Annotated in this window: 17 protein-coding genes and 6 pseudogenes; 9 read left to right on the plus strand and 14 right to left on the minus strand. The window is 71.0% G+C overall.

Features of this window, described 5'->3' with window-relative positions; genetic code table 11:
- Window positions 1-5 precede the first annotated feature (5 nt).
- Window positions 6-86: pseudogene (locus K7G61_RS21705) on the minus strand (TetR family transcriptional regulator); the annotation flags it as partial.
- Between K7G61_RS21705 and K7G61_RS21710 the strand changes: the two are divergent.
- The gene (locus tag K7G61_RS21710) at window positions 58-399 is read left to right on the plus strand and encodes a hypothetical protein (protein WP_225848594.1); all 342 of its coding nucleotides are present in this window, start codon (window positions 58-60) and stop codon (window positions 397-399) included. The pseudogene K7G61_RS21705 and the gene K7G61_RS21710 overlap by 29 nt on opposite strands.
- On the opposite strand, the gene heR is transcribed toward K7G61_RS21710, so the two are convergent.
- Complete coding sequence (heR, locus tag K7G61_RS21715; RefSeq protein WP_225848595.1) at window positions 327-1,130, minus strand: heliorhodopsin HeR; 804 nt, start codon at window positions 1,128-1,130, stop codon at window positions 327-329. The two genes, K7G61_RS21710 and heR, sit on opposite strands and share 73 nt — an antisense overlap.
- Before the next feature lie 134 nt (window positions 1,131-1,264).
- Between heR and K7G61_RS21720 the strand changes: the two genes are divergently transcribed.
- Complete coding sequence (locus K7G61_RS21720) at window positions 1,265-1,702, plus strand: DUF6233 domain-containing protein (RefSeq protein WP_225848596.1); 438 nt, start codon at window positions 1,265-1,267, stop codon at window positions 1,700-1,702.
- Between the two features lie 227 nt (window positions 1,703-1,929).
- Here K7G61_RS21720 and K7G61_RS21725 read toward each other — a convergent pair.
- A pseudogene (locus K7G61_RS21725) lies at window positions 1,930-2,343 on the minus strand (PP2C family protein-serine/threonine phosphatase); the annotation flags it as partial.
- Here K7G61_RS21725 and K7G61_RS36530 point away from each other — a divergent pair.
- Window positions 2,341-2,653: pseudogene (locus K7G61_RS36530) on the plus strand (transposase); the annotation flags it as partial. The pseudogenes K7G61_RS21725 and K7G61_RS36530 overlap by 3 nt on opposite strands.
- Before the next feature lie 192 nt (window positions 2,654-2,845).
- Here the strand turns inward: K7G61_RS36530 and K7G61_RS21730 are convergent.
- Complete coding sequence (locus K7G61_RS21730; protein WP_225848597.1) at window positions 2,846-3,013, minus strand: hypothetical protein; 168 nt, start codon at window positions 3,011-3,013, stop codon at window positions 2,846-2,848.
- Window positions 3,014-3,310: 297 nt separating this feature from the next.
- On the opposite strand from K7G61_RS21730, the gene K7G61_RS21735 reads away from it, so the two are divergent.
- Window positions 3,311-3,658: a hypothetical protein gene (locus K7G61_RS21735; protein WP_225848598.1), complete on the plus strand. Its 348-nt coding sequence runs from the start codon at window positions 3,311-3,313 to the stop codon at window positions 3,656-3,658.
- A 135-nt stretch (window positions 3,659-3,793) separates the two neighbouring features.
- Here the strand turns inward: K7G61_RS21735 and sigJ are convergent, their stop codons facing one another.
- The 3 genes and pseudogenes from sigJ to K7G61_RS21750 all read right to left on the minus strand — a co-directional run.
- Window positions 3,794-4,759, minus strand: a complete 966-nt coding sequence (sigJ, locus tag K7G61_RS21740) for an RNA polymerase sigma factor SigJ (protein ID WP_225848599.1) — start codon at window positions 4,757-4,759, stop codon at window positions 3,794-3,796.
- Window positions 4,760-4,842: 83 nt separating this feature from the next.
- A complete protein-coding gene (locus K7G61_RS21745) occupies window positions 4,843-5,577 on the minus strand; it encodes an SDR family oxidoreductase (RefSeq protein ID WP_225848600.1) in 735 nt (244 codons plus the stop codon).
- 91 nt (window positions 5,578-5,668) lie between these two features.
- Window positions 5,669-5,851, minus strand: a pseudogene (locus K7G61_RS21750) (IS5/IS1182 family transposase); the annotation flags it as partial.
- Window positions 5,852-5,908: 57 nt separating this feature from the next.
- Here K7G61_RS21750 and K7G61_RS21755 point away from each other — a divergent pair.
- A pseudogene (locus tag K7G61_RS21755) lies at window positions 5,909-6,148 on the plus strand (transposase); the annotation flags it as partial.
- Window positions 6,149-6,603: 455 nt separating this feature from the next.
- Here the strand turns inward: K7G61_RS21755 and K7G61_RS36535 are convergent.
- From K7G61_RS36535 to K7G61_RS21770, 5 genes and pseudogenes are all read right to left on the minus strand, one after another.
- On the minus strand, window positions 6,604-6,735 hold the full coding sequence (locus K7G61_RS36535) for a hypothetical protein (protein WP_263984677.1): 132 nt from the start codon (window positions 6,733-6,735) through the stop codon (window positions 6,604-6,606).
- Window positions 6,692-6,919 (minus strand): annotated as a pseudogene (locus K7G61_RS37335) (hypothetical protein); the annotation flags it as partial. The gene K7G61_RS36535 and the pseudogene K7G61_RS37335, both read right to left, overlap by 44 nt.
- Window positions 6,920-7,011: 92 nt before the next feature.
- Entirely contained in the window at window positions 7,012-7,524 is a 513-nt protein-coding gene (locus K7G61_RS21760) for a hypothetical protein (protein ID WP_225848601.1), read from the minus strand.
- Window positions 7,525-8,378: 854 nt separating this feature from the next.
- The gene (locus tag K7G61_RS21765) at window positions 8,379-9,062 is read right to left on the minus strand and encodes a GNAT family N-acetyltransferase (protein ID WP_225848602.1); all 684 of its coding nucleotides are present in this window, start codon (window positions 9,060-9,062) and stop codon (window positions 8,379-8,381) included.
- Window positions 9,063-9,139: 77 nt separating this feature from the next.
- On the minus strand, window positions 9,140-11,638 hold the full coding sequence (locus K7G61_RS21770; protein WP_225848603.1) for a hypothetical protein: 2,499 nt from the start codon (window positions 11,636-11,638) through the stop codon (window positions 9,140-9,142).
- 406 nt (window positions 11,639-12,044) lie between these two features.
- On the opposite strand from K7G61_RS21770, the gene K7G61_RS21775 reads away from it, so the two are divergent.
- Both K7G61_RS21775 and K7G61_RS21780 read left to right on the plus strand, forming a co-directional pair.
- Entirely contained in the window at window positions 12,045-13,202 is a 1,158-nt protein-coding gene (locus tag K7G61_RS21775; protein WP_225848604.1) for a sialidase family protein, read from the plus strand.
- 321 nt (window positions 13,203-13,523) lie between these two features.
- Window positions 13,524-14,153, plus strand: coding sequence for a hypothetical protein (locus K7G61_RS21780; protein WP_225848605.1), 630 nt, complete (start codon window positions 13,524-13,526; stop codon window positions 14,151-14,153).
- Window positions 14,154-14,509: 356 nt separating this feature from the next.
- Here the strand turns inward: K7G61_RS21780 and K7G61_RS21790 are convergent, their stop codons facing one another.
- Window positions 14,510-14,932, minus strand: coding sequence for a MarR family winged helix-turn-helix transcriptional regulator (locus tag K7G61_RS21790; RefSeq protein WP_225848606.1), 423 nt, complete (start codon window positions 14,930-14,932; stop codon window positions 14,510-14,512).
- A gap of 62 nt (window positions 14,933-14,994) precedes the next feature.
- On the opposite strand from K7G61_RS21790, the gene K7G61_RS21795 reads away from it, so the two are divergent.
- Together K7G61_RS21795 and K7G61_RS21800 are read left to right on the plus strand one after the other, a co-directional pair.
- Window positions 14,995-15,789, plus strand: a complete 795-nt coding sequence (locus tag K7G61_RS21795) for an alpha/beta fold hydrolase (RefSeq protein WP_225848607.1) — start codon at window positions 14,995-14,997, stop codon at window positions 15,787-15,789.
- A 415-nt stretch (window positions 15,790-16,204) separates the two neighbouring features.
- Window positions 16,205-17,668, plus strand: coding sequence for a protein kinase (locus tag K7G61_RS21800; RefSeq protein ID WP_225848608.1), 1,464 nt, complete (start codon window positions 16,205-16,207; stop codon window positions 17,666-17,668).
- Window positions 17,669-18,106: 438 nt separating this feature from the next.
- Here the strand turns inward: K7G61_RS21800 and K7G61_RS21810 are convergent, their stop codons facing one another.
- Window positions 18,107-19,003, minus strand: a complete 897-nt coding sequence (locus K7G61_RS21810; protein WP_225848609.1) for an AraC family transcriptional regulator — start codon at window positions 19,001-19,003, stop codon at window positions 18,107-18,109.
- Between the last annotated feature and the right edge of the window lie 794 nt (window positions 19,004-19,797).

Here is a 19,797-nt window from a genome sequence, read left to right on the forward strand (position 1 = left end):
TGAGGTCACAGCAACCGGTCGACGAGCCCGTTGACGTAGTCCGGGGTGAGCGGGCCCATGCCGAACAGGACCCGGATGTACATCGGGTACTCCGCCGAAGGCTGCTACTTCGACGCCCACGACCACGCCGCGCTGTGCCGGGTCCTGCTCGATCCGCTCGGCCCCGGCGGCCCCGCCCAGCAGCTCTACTTCGCCACAGCCCGTCCGGCCGACCACGCAGACGTCATCGTGCACAACGATCAGTTGCAGAGCCCGGCCTGGGAAGTCCGACCGAACCTGGCGCCTCGGCCGGGAGGTGTCCCGCCGCAGGCTCGTCCGGCGCCCGGTCACCCTGTCAGGGACCCGGCGAAGATCTGCCAGGCCAGGAGGGACTTGGCGACCAGGCTGAGTACGAGATAGGCCTTCTCGCCGTGCGCGTAGTCGCTCCACCTGCCGATCCGGCGGTACTGCAGCCACTGGTTCGCGCCGAAGCTGAAGAAGAGCAGAGCCTGCACGACGACGATGCCGTACACGAAGCCCGGAACGGATCCCGCCCGGACCAGGTTGAACACGATGGCGATCCAGGGGGCGAGTCCCACGACGGCACCGAAACGGAAGGGCAGCATCGTGGTGGCCGTGCGGCCGGGTGGGTTCATGCGCTCCTGGAGCCATCCGAAGAAGATCATCCCCACGTTCGCGCCGGCGACGGCGATCAAGGCGTCGATGCCGGTGATGCCCGAGTACAGGCTGATGAGAATGACCATCAGGGTCGCGCTCAGCGTGTATTCGGCCCACCGGAAGCGGTTGATGCCCGAGCGCAGGTCGCGTTCGTAGACCTCGCGGAAGGCCGACGCCGTCAGCAGGTGGTCCAGCGCGGCCAGTCCCAGGAAGACCGCCACGGCCCAGCCGATCCGCACGTCGAAAAGTGCGTCGGGGCGGGGCGGCGGGGTCCCGGGCGGTCCCGCGGGGATGGACGAGGTCACGGCGACGGAGAAGCCCCCGGCAAGCGCCGCCATGACCGCGGCCTGGGCCAGATGCAGAAGGGTGAGCCACAGGTTCCAGGTACGCAGCTCGGCCAGGCGCCGCACGGAGATTCCGCCGGCCGCCCCCGCCTCGCCGTCCGCGCTCATCGACCCCTCATGGCTGTGCATGCCGCCACAATCACCCATTGTCCGCATATTCGCACGCAAAACCCACCGGCCGCTGCCCGCCATGCCGGAACCGACCGCGGTGACGGCCGGGGCCCTCGCGGGGCGAAGAGCTGCCGTCGGCGGACGGACCGCTGGTGCGCGTGGAGCTTCACGACGGCCAGCATCTGTACGCGGTGGTCAAGCGCCGGCGCCGCGAAAGCGACGGGTCGTGGTGGTACGACCTGCAGATCCATCTCCCGTCGGCCACCCGGACCTACGGCCGCCTGGCCGACGAACCCGCGCCCGTCGACTTCCGCGCCCCCGCGACGCGCTGCGAACCCGTCGAGGGCCAGCCCTACGAGCAGGTGCCGACCGAGCGGCACGGCGTCACACCCGATTGGAGGATCGAGCAGCCCGTGTACTTCGGCGCCCGGCGCGGCCCGGCACGGATCGTGCACCGGGGCTCCTGCCACGCCTGCCGGGATCTTTCCGAGCCCGCCACGGCCGACCAGGCCCGCGCCGCCCTCGTCCGGCCCGGCGCCGTGCCCTGCCGGCTCTGCCGCCCGGACCTGCCCCTGAATACAGCCGCATAGGCCACTGCGCCCTTCGCTTGTCACTCGACCGGCCCTGCGGTCCCGCCCCGGGGCACTGCGGAGATGCGTCTCCCCCACGGCCCCGAGAGCCTCCCCCCGTGATCGTCAGGACGCCGTACGGCAGGGATCTGTGCGCCCGACCGCTGCCCACGGGACCGCTTCCGCACCCACCGGACCGATCCACCTGTCCCGGGCCGGGCCGCCGCGGGCCGAGGACGCCGTGGGTGTTACGGACCGGTCCCGGCACCGTCACACTGCCGGAAGCGAGAGCCGGACTGCCGAGAGCGCGGGTCACATGTGGCCGCCTCCGCGCGGGGGCCGTACCAGTCCAGGCACAGCACGGTGGCGTCGTCCTGCAGCCGGCCCCCGCACGCCTCGGTGACCGCGGCGGTCAGACTGCGCACCACCTCGCGGGGGTGCTCGGCGGCTGTGTCGCGCACGAAGCCGGGCAGGTCGACACGTACGGCCCGGCGTTCCTGCATGCCGTCGGTGTAGAGGACGAGGCGGTCGCCGGGCCGCAGGTCGAGATCCTGCACCCGGTAGGGTCGGGGGGCGGGCACACCGAACGGCAGGTCGATCCTCAGGCGCACCTCGCCGACCGTGCCGTCACGCAGGCGCAGCGGCCAGGGGTGGCCGGCGTTTCGGCGGCGCCGTTACCCAAGGCGACCGACGGGCGCCTGGTCCTGGCGGTGGACATCTCACCGTGGCTGCGGCCGGACGCGGACACCGCCCCTGACCGGTGCTTCTGCCACACCTACGGGTACGGCGACAACAAGCACCTGAGGATCCCCGGCTGGCCGTACTCGATCGTCGCCGCGCTGGAGACCGGGCGCGCGTCGTGGACAGCACTCCTGGACGCCATCCGACTGGCTCCCGGCGCAGACGTCATCGCGGTCACCACCGCCCAGATACGCGAGGTCGTCGATCGACTGGTCGCCGCGGGTCAGTGGGAGGATGCCGTGCGCCCCTGCAACAGCAGGGGCGCACGAACAGCGCGGATGGGCCAGACACTGGCGGAGATCGCCGGCGAGGTCGACCGAGCCCGGCAACTCGTCGCCCAGGCACGCGGCGCCCACCGGGCCAGCGCATGCGCCCGCCACCCGGGCGGGCGGGCCGGCCGACCCGACCGCACCGAACGGCTGCCTACTGTGTGGCACGCAAGAACGGCGGCCGGCCCGGCCGCTGCCGCTGCCGCTGCCGCAGTGCATCGCGTCCGGCGAGGTCCTGCGGTTCCTCCAGGCCCACGGGCAGGACGCCGCCGCCCGCCGCTACGGAGCGCAGGCCGCCACCCGCGCCCTGGTCGCTGCCCACCGCCCCTCCTCGACCCCGCGGCCCGGCGCACCGGCCGGGCCTCATGACGACACCGAAGGAGCGAAGTGACGCTCAGCACGCCCGGCGAAGTGCGTGAATTCCTGCTGCAGCGGCCCTGACTGCGACGCAACCGCTACCACGGACACCGCCCTTGCTGCGTGGAGCCACCCGGCCGGCGGTCCGTGGCCGTGTCTGACGTGCTCCGAAAAGAACTTGTCGTCTGCGTCCCGCGCCCGGATCGCCGACGTCCCTCCCGGCCCGGAACCCGCCCGCACGCACGCGGCAGGGAGGCTCGCGGTGACGCGGGCCAGTTCGCTGATGGTCTGCCTGTTCGGCATCAGTTACCTCACCGCGACGCTGGCCAGCGCCAACGCAGCCACGCACGGGCACGGCGGATACGCCGCGGTGTTTTTGATCGCGTCGATCGTGCTGTTGGCCGCCGCGCACCGCGAGCTCCACCACTCGGCACGGCTGCTCCGCACCGTCGCCGTCTACCGGCACGGCCAGATGTCCGGGCCGCTGCGCGACGCGATCGACGACGCAACCGCGCTGCCACCCGAATGCACCTGCGACACCTGGTGGACCAGCCTCGGCGAGCAGCACGCGCCCGCCTGTCCCGCCCACGTGTGGGAGAACAGCCCGTGAGCTGCAAGCTTCCGCCCGTCCCGCCATACGAACCCCTGTATGCCACCCCCTCCGGCCGACGACGAGCCGCCCCGGACACGCTGCCGACCAAGATCGTCGAGTACAAGACCCGCAGCTCAAACCACTCTAAAAGGATCAGAGTGACCAATTCGTTAGCTTCATTGGATTCAGCATCAGCCACACGTTCGTGACGCCTTCATCACTGACGTCAAAGGTAACCATTCCGTATCGACGCCCCTCATTTCGAAGAATGTATCCGAGACCGTCGGCCGTGTCGCGTCGCTCAAGACGGAGGGCGGGCTGCTTGCGCATCACTCCCATGAACCACCGGGCTACATGATCCGACCCACGGATGACCTGAGGTGCGGCATTGACGAAGCCGCCGCCGTCCACTCGTAGTTCGACGTCGGGAGCCAACACGCGGAGCAGGTCCTCGATGTCCCCTCTGGCAGTTGCACCACGGAATGCCCGAACAACCTCATCATGCTGGCGGGGAGACACCTGTGCGCGTCTTCCTCGTCGAACGTGGCGGCGTGCGGACGTTGCCAATTGTCTTGTTGCTGCTGCTGAACGACCTACGACACCAGCAATCTCGTCAAACGGGACTCCGAACACATCATGCAGCACGAACGTCACTCGCTCTGCCGGGGTCATGGCCTCGAGCACCGTCAGCAATGCCATGCTGACGGCATCATCGAGAGTGACACGTTCGAGCGGATCAGCAGCGAGACGGCTGGAGTTCAGTGGCGTAATCGCTGTGTCTGCAAAGAGGTCAGCTGGAACCGGCTCGGGCAGCCATTGCCCGACGTACGTCTCCCGTCGCGCCCGCGCGGAACCCAGCAGGTCGAGTGAGATGCGGCTCGCAACTCGAATCAGCCATGCTGCGGGCGCGGCAATTTCGTCGCGTTCCTCGGGCTCAAGGCGGTACCACCTCACATATGTCTCTTGCACGACGTCCTCGGCATCGGCCAGGGTGCCCATCATGCGAAAGGCCAGCGACAGCAGACGATGCCGTTCCGCCATGATCGAATCGAGGGCGTGTGATTCATCACGCTCGGCTTTTCCGAACTCCGCGGATTCGAGAGGAAGATCTTCCGACATGGGGCACCCTTTCCCATTGGAGCGCAGCACGCCTGACCTATTGCCTGGCGGTCAGACGTTCCCGCCTCTCTCCACTATCGCATTCAGACAGTGGGGATCCCTGTAATCGGGTACCGCACGGTGCCTGTCCGGTACGCGCCGCGTGGAACCATGGCCTCGAGGGGCTCCTGCCCGTCCACGGTCACAACCTCACGATCGTCTCCGCGATCGGCCAGAGTGGCACGGAAGAGGTCGTCGTGGTAGAACCGGTCGGGTCCAGCGATCTCGACCACACTTCCCGGCTCCAGCGTCGTGACAGCCTCGGCGAGCAGCTCGATGACTTCGTCCAGCTCGACGGGCTGGATGAATGACCTCGGAGCGAGAACCTTTCCGTCCACGGTGTGCTGGTCGATGAGGACAGGAATGTAGCTCTGGAACTGGGTGGCCCGAATGATGGTGGCGGGGATCGAAGCGGATCGCGCCGCCTTCTCCTGCGCCACCTTACCGAGGTAGTACCCGATCTCGGATGCGTCTCCTTCCCCGACGCCGACAATGGAGAGCACGATGTGATGACGCACACCTGCCCGCTTGCCCTCCGCAGTCAGGTTGTCGGTCGCTCCCTCGAAGAACGAGATTGCCCCCTCCGCATCAAAGCGGGGGGTGTTGAGGACGTCCACGATGGTGTCGACTCCGACGAGCGCCTCGGCGAGCCCCTTGCCCGAGAGCACGTCGATCCCGTCCTCAAGTCCTCCCGTGACCACCTCGATGCCCTTGGCCTCCAGGTTGTCAGCAAGGCGGGACCCGACACGGCCGCGCCCACCAGCGATGAAAACCTTCATTTCCTCACTCCGTTCCGGGACACCAGTCGCTGCCCTCACCAACACGACGACGCAGGCCGGAGAAATGTGAGGCTGCGAAGCAGGCTTGCTACTACACCGTGGCCCATGTGGTGAGGCGGATGAGTCGCTTGCGGCAGCGCAGGGCGGCGGCTCGTCCGAGAAAGGCTAGGTGGTTACGGGGATCGAGTTCGTAGCGGGGGCTGAGCCGGCGGTAGCCGGACAGCCAGGGGATGGTGAGTTCGATGACCCAGCGGCATCGCCCTAACTGATCGTTTTGGAGTGGTTTGAGCTGCGGGTCTTGCACTCGACGATCTCGGTCGGCAGTGTGTCGCCTGCTCCCGAACGGCGCCAACGCTGTCCAGGGCGGCTGCGCGTTCCGGACCGCGTGGCACTCGCCGGCGTCATGTACGTGCTGCGGACGGGTGTCGCCTGGCGCGACGTCCCCGCGGAGACCGTGAGCTGCTCCGGGGTGACGGCCTGGCGTCGGCTGCGGGAGTGGACCGAGGCCGGTGTCCGGCTCCGCCTGCATGCCGTCTTGCTGGACGAGTTGCGCCGCGCCAGCCCGCCAGACTGTCGTGCTCGGGCACGACGTCAACGCCAACGCCGACTTCCTCAACAAGCTGATCGAGAACGACTGACCGCCGGGGCGCCGCCGCCCCCATACTGCGGCGCCCGGCCCGCCAGAACCAGGAAACAGGGCCCGCCACGCCCCTCCGCCGCACGTGGCGACCCTTGAGGAGAACCGTGCCCGCAACATCGTCCGCATCTTGAACCCGCTGACCCGGACACTCCGCGACCGGGTCAGCGGCGCCGTCTATCGCGCGAATGGTGGTGGCGGCGCGTCAACCATCGGGAACTGATGCAGTTCCTCGACCGCGCGCGGCTGGTTCGCGATTCCATCGAACCACCACCCAGGGCACTCAACCGACTGCGCGCCGACTACGCCCGCCAATTGGAGACGGACGAGCCCTGACTTCTAGGTACAGCCGCGCCACGCCGCCGCCACACCCACCGCGGCAGCTCCCACTACAGCAGGCGCAACGGCCAGTACAGGCAGTACACGATCAGCCACCAGTACAGCAGCCCGATGCCCTTGACCAGGGCCACAAACGCCCTACCGCCGCCGCTCGATCCACGCCGGCGGGGCCAGAGGACCATCCCGCCGACAGCCGGTACCTCCCAGACCCGCTCGGTGACGAGCGTCGTGCATGCGGTTGGCGGCGGCGCCGTCGCGCGCGGTGCCGGGGGCGGCGCCGTCCACGTACAACACAGCCTCGGCCGCACCTCGTTGAGCGAGGGTGGCCAGGGCCGTGCCCAACAGGGCCCGCCCCAGGCCCTTGCCCCGGACGTCGGGGACGTCCGGGGCAGTCGGTGACCTCCAATGCTGTCACGTGCAGGTCACTGCACGCTCAGCCTTCGGCGCCGCCGTACGGGTCAGCAGGAGGAGTAAGCACCCCAATTGGCGCCGTTGGCGTAGGCGTGCCAGGAACCACCGGCCTCGGAGCAGCCGTCGGGACTTTTGACGACCGCCTGCCAGGTGTCGGGGTTCGCTGAGTGGATGGGCACCCACAGGGTGTACACGTCCAGCGTCGGGGCGTCGACGGTGTCCCCGCTTGTGCACACCTGCGGCACGTAGTCCAGCGTCTGCACGCATGGGTTCGCCGAATAGAAGGTTCCGCTGTGGGCGGCCCAGAATCTCTGGGAGTACTGGAAGTGGGCTCGAACACTGCCGCAGCTGTCGTACTGCTGCTCCACCTGGCCCGCGTACATGCCGTCGATGTTGATGTTGCCGGGGTTGCCGATGTCGATGACCGTGCAACTGGCCGGGCTGACCTGCGCGGTGGCCGCCTGCGCGGTGCCGCCGACGCCGACGGCGGCACCGCCGGCGAGAGCGAAGGTGGCGGCAGCCATGGCGATGACACGCTTTTTCTTCCCACGTTTCAGCATGGGTGTTTTCCCCCTCGTCGTTGATGCCCCTCACCGGGACAGGTGCTTCCCTCGTGCTGGTACCGAGCAAAAGGACTTTCAGAAACGCGGCGGTTCCTGTCGGCCCCGGCTACGAAACATTGCTCCCGACCGCCTGGCGGTGACGCTACGGTCACGGGTCCTTGGCCTGTCCTAGATGCGTCCTGTCGGGGCGGCGATTGGCGAAGATGATCGCCACCGTTGGACCGCGGCCGAGGAGGACTTCTTCGAGGAGCTGTCGACATGGCGTAACTTCCTCGGACACGCCTCGCAGACGTCCCGCGACTGGTTGCGGGAGCGGCTGGTGGATCACGGCGAGGCCGCCACGCGCCGACGGCAACCGAGTGTGCAACCCGGCCCATGCACGGGTCGGGCAGGTAGTACAGCGGCCGCGAGCCGGCGTCCCGCAGCGCGGGCCACCACCCGCGGCTCGGCTTCCCACCCAAGTCCACGGCAGCCGACGGACGGCTCCCCCAGCCCTCGGCGACCGGGTCGTACGCACCGCCGCCGAACGCAGGGAGCACCGATGTCACTCCACGGCGCAAAATCCGTTCGAGTTGCCGCCCCCCGCACCAACGCGCGGATGTCTCACCGGCCGGCACACGAAGGACGCAGCGACGACCGATCCGTCCATCAGAACCCCAGCTTCAACGTCTGGGAAGGCCGCTGGAAACGCCTGGACATCCAGGTTGAGGTCCACAGCCGCCCCCCTGTCGCACAGCAAAGGCTCCCCGGCGTCCGCGGCGGCGGGTCCGGCACTCCAGCCGGGGTGCGGCCACCCCGGTGGCCAGGTCGTGCCAGGCACCGCGAGGCGGACGGGATGTGTCGGACGCGGCCTACGGCCGGCTGTCGAGGAACGGGATCCCGGCCGGGCGGTCGAGGGCCTGCCACAGCGCCATGGCCTGCGGGTCGATGCCCACCGCGCCCTCGCACTCGCGCTGGTACCCCTCCAGGTAGGCGCGCAACGGCGCGGGATCGACGGTGTCCGGGCCGGCTCCGCCGAACTTGGGGTCCGCGTGCAGGACGACGAGCATCAGGTGCGGTACCCGCCGGGTGTCCGGCCTGAGGGCCGCCTGGAAGTAGGGCAGGTCGAGCACACGGGCACCTCGGCGCTGGTAGAAGCGCCATCGCGCCGCCGGGTCCCCGTATGCCTCGCTGCCCCGGAAGTGGGCGGGGTCCTCGACCTCGGCCAGGATCAGGCAGGGGCTCAGCCGGGACCGCCACGCGTCGAGCGCCGCCCGCAGGAGCGAACCGCCGACCCCGCCGCCGCGTACCCCGGGCCGGACGGCGAGGTAGGACAGCAGGACGACCCGGTTCTCGGCGTCCCACTCGCCGACGGCGCCGCCGAGTATCCGCCCGTCGTCGTCCTCGGCGATCCAGATCGGGCCGGTGCCGGCTTCCAGCGCGCTGTGCAGGGTTCGCAGGCTGTGCAGTTCGTCGGGCGGGAAGGACGGGGTGAGAACCTCGGCATAGAGAGCCTGCGTCTTCTCACCCGGCGTGGTGAGCTCGTGGACCAACATGCTGTACGCCTTCGCTGTCGATGGGGGACTGAAGGGAACCTGGGACTGACGGGACGGGGACCGGGCGGGCTCACCGGCTAGGGGCGCAGCGGGTTCCCCCCGCTCGGCACCGCGGTTTCACCGGTGAGCGGCGCGCCGAGGGGCTCGGCCAGCCTGGTGCTCAGGGTGCGGGGCGGCAGCAGGGCGGGGTCGAAGTACAGTGCGCGTATGTCGTTGAAGTAGTCGCTCTCGCTGCCCTGCAAGGTGTCCGCGTGGGTGGGACGCGGCGGCAGGATCTCCCCGCGTACCGGACGGGTCAGCCGTACCCGGTCCCAGTACGGCGCGAACAGCGCCGCGATCTGCTCGTTCGCCGCCGCCCGGGCGGGTCTGCCGAGCTGATCGAGGCGGCGCATGAGCCGCTGGTGCGCCTCCTCGTGCCGCTGCCTGGTGTAGGCGTTGGGCGTACTGGGTTTGGTGACCCCGTCGGTCTCCTGCTGCAGGTGGTAGGCGTGCGCCCACAGGACGGCGCGAACCGCGTAGGCCACGCTCCTGTCGGGCCGGCCCTCGGCCCACTCCAGGTCCGACAGCATCTGGGCGACCAGTATCGTCATGTCGTTGTCGTGGATCTCGGCGACCCGGCGCTCCACGGACTCGATCAGCTCCCTGGCCCGCGCGAACTGACCGTTCTCGTAGTACGTCTCGGCCACCTGGTAGTCGATCCAGGGCGTCATCCAGCTCTCCCGGATCGTCTCGCGGGCCACACCGAACCAGCGGAAGGCCTCGTCGTGCAGGCCCTGGAAGCGGCAGACCGCTCCTCGCAGCAGGGCGATCAGGCCGTGGAGTCCGTGGCCGGCCTCGGCGCCCGGGGACAGGCCGAGGTGCCCGGCCAGGCTCCTCAGTGCCGTCTCCGCCTTCACCCACCGGCGCAAGTCGTTGGCGGGGCGCCAGCGGACCGAGTACGAGCCGGGGACGAAGTTCTCGCGCACGGCCCGCAGGTCGGCCACCCACGCCGCGGCGGGCCAGCGGCGCTCGTACTCCTCCAGCAACTGTGTGCAGTACGACGACGGGACGAACGCGTCCCACCAGGTGTAACAGGCGAGGAAGAGCTGTGCGCACGACCGGCTCACGTCCTGCGCCGCCATGGAGCCCGCGCCCTGCGCGTGGTCCAGCCATTCCAGGGTGAGGGCGTGCCACTGCGGGCTCTCGAAGCGGAGCATGGCCACGAGCTGGACATCGGCGGGTTCGTCGAGGTCGGCGTCGATGAACCCCCAGTACTTGCGCTCCACCACGGCCCGCAGGCTCTCCATCCGGCCCGGGTCCTGCCGGCGCAGCCTGTCGCGGCGGAACTCCTGGAGGAAGGGCACCAGTCTGACGCCGAGTTCCAGGTCGTCGTCGTAGGGCTGGATCTCCTGGTCCTGCTCGCGCAGCCACGAGACCACGGCGGCCGCCTCCTGCGGGGTCAGCCCCTCCTGCTCCTCGAGGATTTCCTCCAGGACGGTGGCGAGGTAGTGCCCGCCGAAACGGTCCAGCACCGCGAGCCAGTCGGTCAGCGGCAGCGAGGCGACGCCGGCGATCGCCGCGGCCTCCTCGTCCAGCCGGTCGAGCGCCGCCGTCGCGGCCTGGGCGACCGGCTGGTCGACCAGGTGGTCGGAGACGACGGTGTCCAGGACTGCCGGACCGCGGGCCGCCACCTGCCGGCACAGCCAGTCGAAGGCGAAGCACATGCCACCGCTGGCCTTCATGATCCGGTCGGTGACCGCCGGCAGCCGGTCCCTGTTCTGCCTTCCCAGACCCGCCAGCCGCCAGGCGGCCTCGGCCTCGCCCTGTGCCCGGGAGATCACCCCCAGGGGCAGGAGATGTCGGTCCGTCACCTGGCCGAGCGGTTCCTCCGCGGCCAGTACGACCAGCCCGGCCCGCTTGGCGACGACCGCCCTGCCCAGGGCCAGCAGCCACTCGACGGCCGCCGGCTCAAGGATGTGGTGGACGTCGTCGACCAGCAGGACGACATCGCGGCCGGCTCCACTGAGCACGCCGCTGACGGTCTCGGACAGCTCGTTCAGGACGAAGTCGACCGAGGTCTCCTCGAAGATCCTGGTCTGGGCCCGGGCTATCGCCTCCTTCAGCTGCCGGTCAAGGTCGGGGTCGACCTCGCGCAGGTCGTTGGCGATGGCCTCGACGAGGTACAGGCAGGTACGGGCGGTGGCGAAGCCGGTCGCGGTCAGGACGGTGACCCAGGCGACCAGCGCCCCGCGCCTGCGGAAACGGGCCGCCAGCGCGCCCAGCACGCTGGTCTTGCCGTAGCCGAGCGGCGCGGTGATCAGCCACTCGCGCTGGCCGTGGCCGTCCTGGTAGGCCCGTTCCACCTGGTCCACGAAACCGCTTACCCGCGGCGAGCGCATGACGTGGTCGGGCCGGGCGCGACGGCCCGGGCGGGGGCGGCGTACGCGACGGGGCCGGCTGTGGGAGGCCAGGGCCAGCCAGAGCACGCGGACCAGGACAAGCGCGACGGTGACCAGGAGCACCAGCAGCCATACGGACCTGGTCTGCTGTGCCACGATCCCGAGCAGGCCGATGACCGCCACCAGCAGCGACACCACGGCCCCCCGCCCGGGCGGACAGACCGCCGCCGCCCCGCCCGGCACCGGCGTCCGCACCGCCCGCCGGACCGGCCCCGGCCCCGGCCGCTCCCCCCTGGCTGCCCCCTTCGACCCGGCGGGCAGCCCACTCGCCCACGCCGCGTAAGCCCGCGGCCACCGCTCCCCGGGCAGCCGAGTCGGCGCCATCACCCGGGCCCTGAGCCTGCGACGGCCCCGCGTCGCCCTGCTGACCTTCTCCAGCGCCCTCCGGCACGACTTCCCTCCCCTGTCCGCTCCCGCGGTACGACCCCGCCCACAAGTATGTCGAATTCAGAACGTCGATGAGCTGTCAAGACCGGATAGACACCGTCACGCGTGCGCCCGGTTCCGCAAACGACCGCCTCACGCCCCGAACGGCTCCGACCTGATGAGCCCGACGGCCGCCGACTACAACGCCAGCGGCACCCTGACCGCCACCCACCAGTACAACCCGCTGGAACAGATCCAGTCCCAGACCCTGCCCACCGGCGCCGCCCACTTCCACCACCACGACCAAACTCACCGACAACGCCGGCACCTCCCGGACCAACTGGGCCTACACCGCCTACGGCCAGGCCACCGCCACCAACACCGCCCCCAACCCACCCGCCAATCCCTGTACCTGCACCGGCAAGTACACCGACCCCACCACCCCCGCCGCCGGCTGCGACCTGCGCGCCCGCAGCAACTGTCGCCCGCCTCCGACAACACCGTGCAGAGACGCCAGGGCTCGCAGCCCGCGGTCGGCCCCGACGGCACGGTGTACGTGGTGTGGGAGGAGAGCGGCGAACAGGTGGTCGCCACCTCCGCGGACGGCGGCACCTCCTGGTCCCGTCCGGTCACCGCCGGCCCGGTGGCCGACATCCAGGACCCCATCCCGGGGGCGAACTTCCGCACCGACAGCTTCACCTCCATCGCCGCCGACCCGCGGACCGGCTCCACCACGGTGTGGCTGGCCTGGGTCAACCGCACCGCGGACGGCGGCCGGGTGGTGGTCACGCATTCCGCCGACCGCGGCCGCACGTGGGCCCCGCTGACGACGGTGTCCACCGCCGCCGAGGGCTACGCCTTCTTCCAGGGCCTGGACGTCGCCCCCAACGGCCGCGTCGACGTGGCCTACCAGGGCCTGACTGCCAAGGACCCGACCACGTACGGCACTGGTAACGCCGCCATCAACACCTGGTACACCGGCAAGGCGGACGGCGGTTCGTGGACCACCCCGATCCGTACCTCCAGCGCCCCGAGCGACCCGGCGGCCGGCGCGCAGAACAACCTGGCACGCCAGTTCTGGGATGACTACAGCACCCTGGTGTCGACCGATGACCACGCGTGGTTCATCGACACCGACTCCCGGCACGGCGCCGACTGCCCGGTGGTCGACGCCTTCCAGCACCAGGTCGAGGGCACCGCGCCGGCACAGGAGGACGACGACGCGGTGGGCGGCGGCACGACCGCCGCCGATGGTCCGGCAGCCCCGGCGCCGTCGCTGGACTGCCCGCGGCAGTTCGGCAACACCGACGCGTACGTCAGCGTCATCACGCCGTGAGGTGACGGTTCCCCCCGGGGGCGGGCGCGGCACGCCGCGCCCGCCCCTTCGCTGTGCGCGGTGGTGCGTACGGGGCGAAGCGCGCGTGCGGCTCAGCGGTCCCGTCCCCCCGGCGCTCGGGCGGCGCTCCGGGCGGATCGCACCGCCACACCGCTCGCTCCGGCGGGCGGCGCGCTGACCGCCCCAGGCACTACCACCGCGTGCCGAACGGGTGACACCGCGCGCGAACGGGTGGTCCAGGCGATCTTTCCCATTGCCCGGTGGAAAAGAAAAGAGTGGCATTCGTCCGATGAAAGTACGTATGACCACTTGGGAGAGAAGATGCCGATACAAGCGAGCGCGCTCGTGCGCGGCGGCACGGTGCTGGCCACCGCCGCCGCGGTCGTCGCCGTGCTGGCCGCTCCTGCCGAGACCACCGGGGCCCGAGCCCAGGCCCAGACCCCGAGCAAAGCTCAGGCCCATGGCGGGCGAACGGCTGGAGGGCCGGCGGCCGAGAGCAGGCAGATCGCGTCCTCGGTGCTGGACGCGGACCGGAACGTCGAGTTCACCCTGACCGCGCTTCGGTCCACCGCCGACCCGCTGGCGGCCTCCGTACGCCTGAAGGCCTTCGTCCGGCAGCACGGCCGGTTCGTGCTGTCGGACGAGGTACGGGTCGGCGCGGTGGACGGCTGGTTCTGGTTCCCGGTCACCGGACGCGGCGCGATCTGCGAGTTCTCGGTGGCGAGCAGCAACCCCGCGCCCGTCACGGTGAGCTTGCTGGTCACCCCGTCGATCGGCTGCTCGCTGCCTGAGCACTTCGAGTTGCGGGACGGGAAGTTCGAGGCCGGCGGCAGCGGCGCCAAGGCCCCGCACGGCGCAGTGGGCGCCGGCGGTGGCGGCATGGCCGGACCGGCCGCCGGCCGGGGGACGCGGGGGACGCGGGGGACGCGGGAGACGCCGACCGACGGGTAGGAACGGCGGGGCGGTGCGCTCCGCACCGAGCGCCCCGGTCATCTGCCGGCCGCAGACGGACTGGCCGAGGCCCGCAAGCACCCCCGCGTCACCCAACTGGAGTTCTACCACTCCCCCGGTGACATCCTGAACGTGCCACCGCACGTCTCCCAGGGCACACGGGCATGTGCTGTTCACCGGTGCGAGCCGCGCTGCCCCGCCCGCACCTGGGCCGCCTGCTCCTGCGCGGCGGCGTGACCGACCTGCTCACCGACCAGGGCGACCCCGCCGACGGTCATGCCCCTGCTATGGATCGGATCGGCACTGCCCCGGCCCGACTGACGGCCGCCGCGTCGGCGGGGCAGCAGCCTTCAACCTCATCGCGTGTCTCGATCCGCGGTGAGGCGCTGAAGCAGGTCGAGCAGGGTTGCGCGGTCCGCGTCGGACAAGGCGGAGAAACAGTCGGCGAGCACCTCGTCGGCGACCTGGTGGCCGGCCGCCATGACTTGCTCGCCCAGGGGCGTGAGGTGGTGCTCGATGCGCCGGCCGTGTCCCGGTCGACGCTCCACGAGGCCTTGTGCCGCGAGGCGGCCGACGAGCGTTCCGAAGGCTTGCTCGGTCTGAAACGTCGCTGCGGCCAGCTCGCGGGCCGATGACCCGGGCGAGCGGCTGATCGCACGCAGGGCGTCCCACTGGGCCAGCGTGGTGCCGACGGCCGTGAGTGCGCTGTCAAGCGCCCGATGCTGCCGATACTGGGCTTGTTTGACCGCTCTGCCGAGTTCTTGCAGCTCACCATGCATGGAGCGAGTCTACGCCATAACTCAGCTAGCTTATATAAAGATATTTAGTTACTGTGGTGGGCATGCCTACAGACGCATCAACCGTGTACGCCGACCTGTCCCTCACTCTGGCCGAAGCCGGAGCCGGCAGGCCAGTTCTCATCCTGCACGGCGGCGGAGGCCCCGCCACGGTCGCCGGCCTCGCCCAGCACCTCGCCCGCGTCGCCCACACCCTCACGCCCGTGCACCCCGGCTGGGACGGCACGCACCGCCCCGCATGGCTCACCGGCATCGACGACCTCGCCCTGACCTACCTGCACACCCTGCGTCAACGCCGACTGCGCGACGTTCTCGTGATCGGCTCCTCCCTCGGGGGCTGGACAGCCGCCGAGATGGCCGTACGCGACAGCACGGGAATCATCACCGGCCTTGTCCTGATCGACGCTGTCGGCGTGGAGGTCGAGACGGAACCGATCACCGACTTCTTCACCCTTGACGCCCGCGGCGTTGCGGAGCACACCTGGCACGACCCGGACCGTCACTACCTCGACCCGGCCGACGTCCCATCCGAAGAACTCGCACGCCGACAAACCAACATGGCCACCATGCGCATCCTCGCCGGCGACCCCTACATGCACAACCCCAAGCTGCTGCGCCGGCTCGGGCATATCCACACGCCTGCCCTCCTGCTCTGGGGTGAGAGCGACCGCATCGTCACTCCCGCCTACGGCGCGGCGTACGCCGACGCCTTCGGCAACGGCCGGCTCGAGGTCATCCCAAAGGCGGGCCACCTCCCGCAGATCGAACAACCGGAAACCACCTTCGCGCTGATCGAGGCCCACCTGCGCCGGACGAGCAACACATCCCATCAACAGTGAGTAACTGCCGGCGGCCGGTCGACAGCCCGTGCGGGAACGCTGGTGGCATGACCGCCACCCGCTGCTGACAGATCACGACGAGGACATTCCGCGGCGCGTGGGGCGGACGCGGTACGGTCCTGCTGTACGAGCGCGACGACAAGCGGTTCGCGACGCTGCTGGAGCGCGCAGGCCACCGTCCCATCGGGCGGCAGACGGCCTGTCTGCTCGGTGAGGCCGGCGCCCGGGCGCACGTCCGCAGTGGACTCGAACAGCTCCCGTACTGCCCCATCACCTCAATGGCTTCCTCGCCGGGACCGGACTCTCCCCCGGCCTCCCACCGCCGTCACCTCGAAGCGCCGAAGTCGGTAAGCTGCCAGGCGATCAGGGCGGGACGGGCGGCGGAACGCCGGGCCGGGCGGGGACGGGGGGCGCGGTGGGGTACAGGTTGCTCGGCGGCCGGTACGAGTTGGTCGAGCAGTTGGGCCGAGGCGGCATGGGCACCGTCCACCGCGCTGTCGACAACCGGCTGCGCCGTACGGTCGCCGTGAAGGTCCTCTCAGAGGACCTGGCGCACTACTCCGAGGCCCGCGCTCGCTTCCAACGCGAGGCACACGCCGTCGCCGCGCTCAACCACCCCGCGGTGGCCACCATCCACGACGTCGGCGAGGAACCGGAACTCGAAGGGCCGCGGCCGTTCCTGGTCATGGAGTACGTCGAGGGCGAGACGCTGGCGGAGGCGCTGCGGTCCGGGCCGCTGCCGGTCGCCCAGGCGGTGGCCGTCGGCTGCGAGGTGCTGGACGCGCTGCACCACAGCCACCAGCACGGCATCGTCCACCGCGACATCAAGCCGTCGAACATCATGCGCGCCACCGCCGGGGCGAGTGCCGGGGCCGGCCGCACCGCGGTGAAGGTGCTCGACTTCGGCATCGCCAAGGCCCTCACCGAGGCCGCCACCCGCCTCACCGGCAGCGGCGCCGTCCCCGGCACGCCCGCGTACCTCTCGCCCGAGCAGATAAGCAGCGGAGACATCGACCACCGGGCCGACCTGTACGCCATGGGCTGCCTGCTGTACGAACTGCTGACCGGGCGCGTCCCCTTCACGGCGGACTCCCCGTTCGCCGTGATGCACGACCACCTCTTCACCGCGCCGGAACCCGTCACCGCACTCCAGCCGCGGATACCCGAGGCGGTCGGCGTGGTCGTCATGCGGGCGCTGGCGAAGAACCCGGCGGACCGGTTCGCCGACGCCGACGAGATGCGGCTCGCCCTCCAAAGCGCGCTCGCCGCCACCGCCACCCCCACCACCCGTCTGGCGGGCCCGGCCCCCCGCACCCGCCTGCGCCTCGCACTCACCCGGTTGCGTGCCGCCGCCCGGCCCCCGTCCGCCGGCGTCCTGCTCGCCGTCCTCGGTGCTCTGCTCTGCCTGCTGAGCGCGCACGGCCAGATGGTCGACACCGACCACTTCGGCCGCGTCGCCGACGTCGCCGCCGTCCTGGCCCTGCTGGTCCTGCCCCTGTCCCCGCGCCTGTCCTGCGCGCTGGCCTGGGGGCCCGCCGCCGAGACCTTCGCCGTCAACTCCGATCTGCGCCGCGCCTACGTCGGCTGGGCCGGGTCCTACGCGACTCTCGCCGCCCTCCTCTGCCTGACGGCCGCGCTGTGCGCCCTGACCGCGCTGCGCCGCCCCCGCGCCACCGGCGCGCTGCCCGTGGTCGCCTTCTGGGCGACCGCCGCCCCCGGCATCTGGTACTTCCTCGACGACCTGCACAAGCTCTACGTCTTCTACGCCCTCCTCTCCGCCGCCGGCTGCGTCACCGCCCTTCAGGAGGCGTGGCTCCTGCGGCGCACCCGCCGACGTACGCGATCCCTGCGCACACCCGGCGCCACGGCCCGCGCCTGACCCGAGTGTCCGGCAGGGCGTGCCGGTAAGGGGCTTCGACCCGCGTGGTGTTCGCCGAGGGCCGTACCGGACTTCCGGGCGCGGACACCCGTCGGCTGTCGAAGGCGGCGGCTTCACGCAGGCGTGTGACCACCTGGGTCGCCGTCTCGGGCGGGCCGGAGGGCAGCGTCGCCGTGCGCCTCGTGGCGGCCCAGGAAGGCAGGCCCGCTGTCCGCGGTCCTGTACGTCCGCGGCCCGGGGTGGGTCCTCGGCAGCGCACGTACACTCGACCGGCGGGTGCGCGAGACGGCGGTGGGCGCACGAGCGGCCCTCGCCTTCCCCGAGTACTCGCTGCCCCCCGAGCCGCGCCACCCCCGTCGCGCTGGAAGAGTGCCACACGGGGCAGTCATCCCCGAGAAGGACAGTCCCCAGGACCGGCAGCGGGTGCCGGGACCTCGTCTACGGCAGGAGAGCGCTGCTCGGGTGGCCGGTGGCATGGTCCGGCCGCTCCTCGGGAGCGGACCGGGTGCGCGCGCTGGAGAAGCGGTTCGGGGTGCAGCCGGCCATCTGCTTGAAAGTACGGTCGAAGTGCGGCTGGTCGAAGAAGCCGGCGGCAAGCGCGGCCCCGGCCCAGGGGAGGCCGCCCTCCTGGAGCCGCAGGGCACGCTGCAGGCGCAGGATCTGCGCGATGCCCTTCGGCGAGGGCCCGATCTCCCGGCGGAACCGGCGCTCCAACTGGCGGCTGCTCCAGCCGACCGCCCCGGCCATGGTCGACACCCGCACCTGGCCGTGGGCGCGGCGCAACTCGCCCCAGGCCCGCCCCACTTCCGCGCTGCACTGCGGCCCGGCGGGCATCCGGACGGCCAGCTCCGCGTCCAGCAAGGCGAATCGCGCTGCCCAGCCCCGGCATTCCGCCAGCCGCTCGACCAGCGCGGTCACCGGCGAGCAGCCCAGCAACTGCGCCGGGTGGACCACCAGTTCCGACCAGGCGGACATGGGCACCCCGAAAAGCCGGTAGGCCGCTTGCGGAGTCATCAGTACGGTCACGCACCGGACTCCGCCGCGGTGCTCGGCGACCAGTGCGGTGGTGCGGGCCGCGGTGAGGAAGGAGGCACCGGTGACGGCCCGGTCAGGTGATACGGCGTCCGCCAGACGCACCGGGGAGCCGAAGCCCAACGTCAGCCGGACGATTCCGTCCGGTATCAGGAGCCTGCGGCGCGGTGGGCACGGACCGGCTTCGAACGCCCGGTAGCCGAGCACCTGGCCGTGGAGCGCGGCTGCCGACGGGTGGCCGAGCAGGGTGCGTCTGCCACGGTCGCCGTTCGGGCGCATGACGGGCACAGCTGTCCCCTGCATGGCAATCCTCCGATGCGTGGTGGCTTCCGGTCGTGAGTCGAAGAACAGGTGGCGGCGGTGGCGGCCGGACCGCGGGGCAGTCGCGGCCCGTTGATCACCGAGGCGTCGTGCCGGTATCGGCGGGAGAGGAGTGGCCTTGCGTATACGGCAACCGGCCACCGTGGCGGTGATCGCCCGTGGGGACACCGCACGACACGGTGGCCGGGGGCGCCGTCGTCCCCGACGGAGCCTCGGCACGTGCTGCTCGGGCCGGTCGGGGAGGCGGGCGAGCGGGAACGGACGCCGCAGCCGCTGAGACGTGTCCGCGACGGACGGCCGTACCGGCGATTCGGCACGGCCGTCCCACGGTCCCTACGGTGGGAAATGCCGCCGACCGCGATCGGTCCCGCCACCAGGATGCGGTGCGACCTGCCGAAGACCCCCGCCTGTCGTCACGCCCGGCCGCGGGCCGTACGACACAGCGCCGGCTGCCCTTCGCGGCGCCGGAGCCTTCGCACGCCCTCCCGGCGACCTGCCGGAGAGCCCTTCGTTCAGCTCAGGGGCGCACGGCTGGGAGTGGGGTCGGTTGAAGTCGCTCCAGCCCGCGCTGTACGTGTGCGGGGCCTCGATGTACCCCGCGAGCCCGACGCCGTGGTAATCGATGACGCTGGACTCCTCACAGCCACCGGGGTTGGACCTGATGTTCGCGCCGTGAGGCACCCAGCCGCTGTTGACGTCCTGAAGCTCCAGGGCGTTCCCCGAGTCACCTTCCCCGACGCCGACGTAGACCGTGTCGGCACTGGACCGCTCGTTGC

Origin of the sequence: Streptomyces sp. HPF1205, assembly GCF_020400825.1 — a bacterium.
GTDB lineage: Bacteria > Actinomycetota > Actinomycetes > Streptomycetales > Streptomycetaceae > Actinacidiphila.

Bases quoted from the DNA above. Each gene is read 5' to 3' on its own strand.
- K7G61_RS21795 (WP_225848607.1), top strand. From the start codon at position 14,995: ATGCCTACAGACGCATCAACCGTGTACGCCGACCTGTCCCTCACTCTG.
- K7G61_RS21765 (WP_225848602.1), bottom strand. From the start codon at position 9,062: ATGTTGGTCCACGAGCTCACCACGCCGGGTGAGAAGACGCAGGCTCTC.
- heR (WP_225848595.1), bottom strand. From the start codon at position 1,130: ATGCACAGCCATGAGGGGTCGATGAGCGCGGACGGCGAGGCGGGGGCG.
- K7G61_RS21810 (WP_225848609.1), bottom strand. From the start codon at position 19,003: ATGCAGGGGACAGCTGTGCCCGTCATGCGCCCGAACGGCGACCGTGGC.
- K7G61_RS21745 (WP_225848600.1), bottom strand. From the start codon at position 5,577: ATGAAGGTTTTCATCGCTGGTGGGCGCGGCCGTGTCGGGTCCCGCCTT.
- K7G61_RS21790 (WP_225848606.1), bottom strand. From the start codon at position 14,932: ATGCATGGTGAGCTGCAAGAACTCGGCAGAGCGGTCAAACAAGCCCAG.
- K7G61_RS21760 (WP_225848601.1), bottom strand. From the start codon at position 7,524: ATGCTGAAACGTGGGAAGAAAAAGCGTGTCATCGCCATGGCTGCCGCC.
- K7G61_RS21710 (WP_225848594.1), top strand. From the start codon at position 58: ATGCCGAACAGGACCCGGATGTACATCGGGTACTCCGCCGAAGGCTGC.
- K7G61_RS36535 (WP_263984677.1), bottom strand. From the start codon at position 6,735: ATGGTCCTCTGGCCCCGCCGGCGTGGATCGAGCGGCGGCGGTAGGGCG.
- K7G61_RS21780 (WP_225848605.1), top strand. From the start codon at position 13,524: ATGCCGATACAAGCGAGCGCGCTCGTGCGCGGCGGCACGGTGCTGGCC.
- K7G61_RS21775 (WP_225848604.1), top strand. From the start codon at position 12,045: ATGAGCCCGACGGCCGCCGACTACAACGCCAGCGGCACCCTGACCGCC.
- sigJ (WP_225848599.1), bottom strand. From the start codon at position 4,759: ATGTCGGAAGATCTTCCTCTCGAATCCGCGGAGTTCGGAAAAGCCGAG.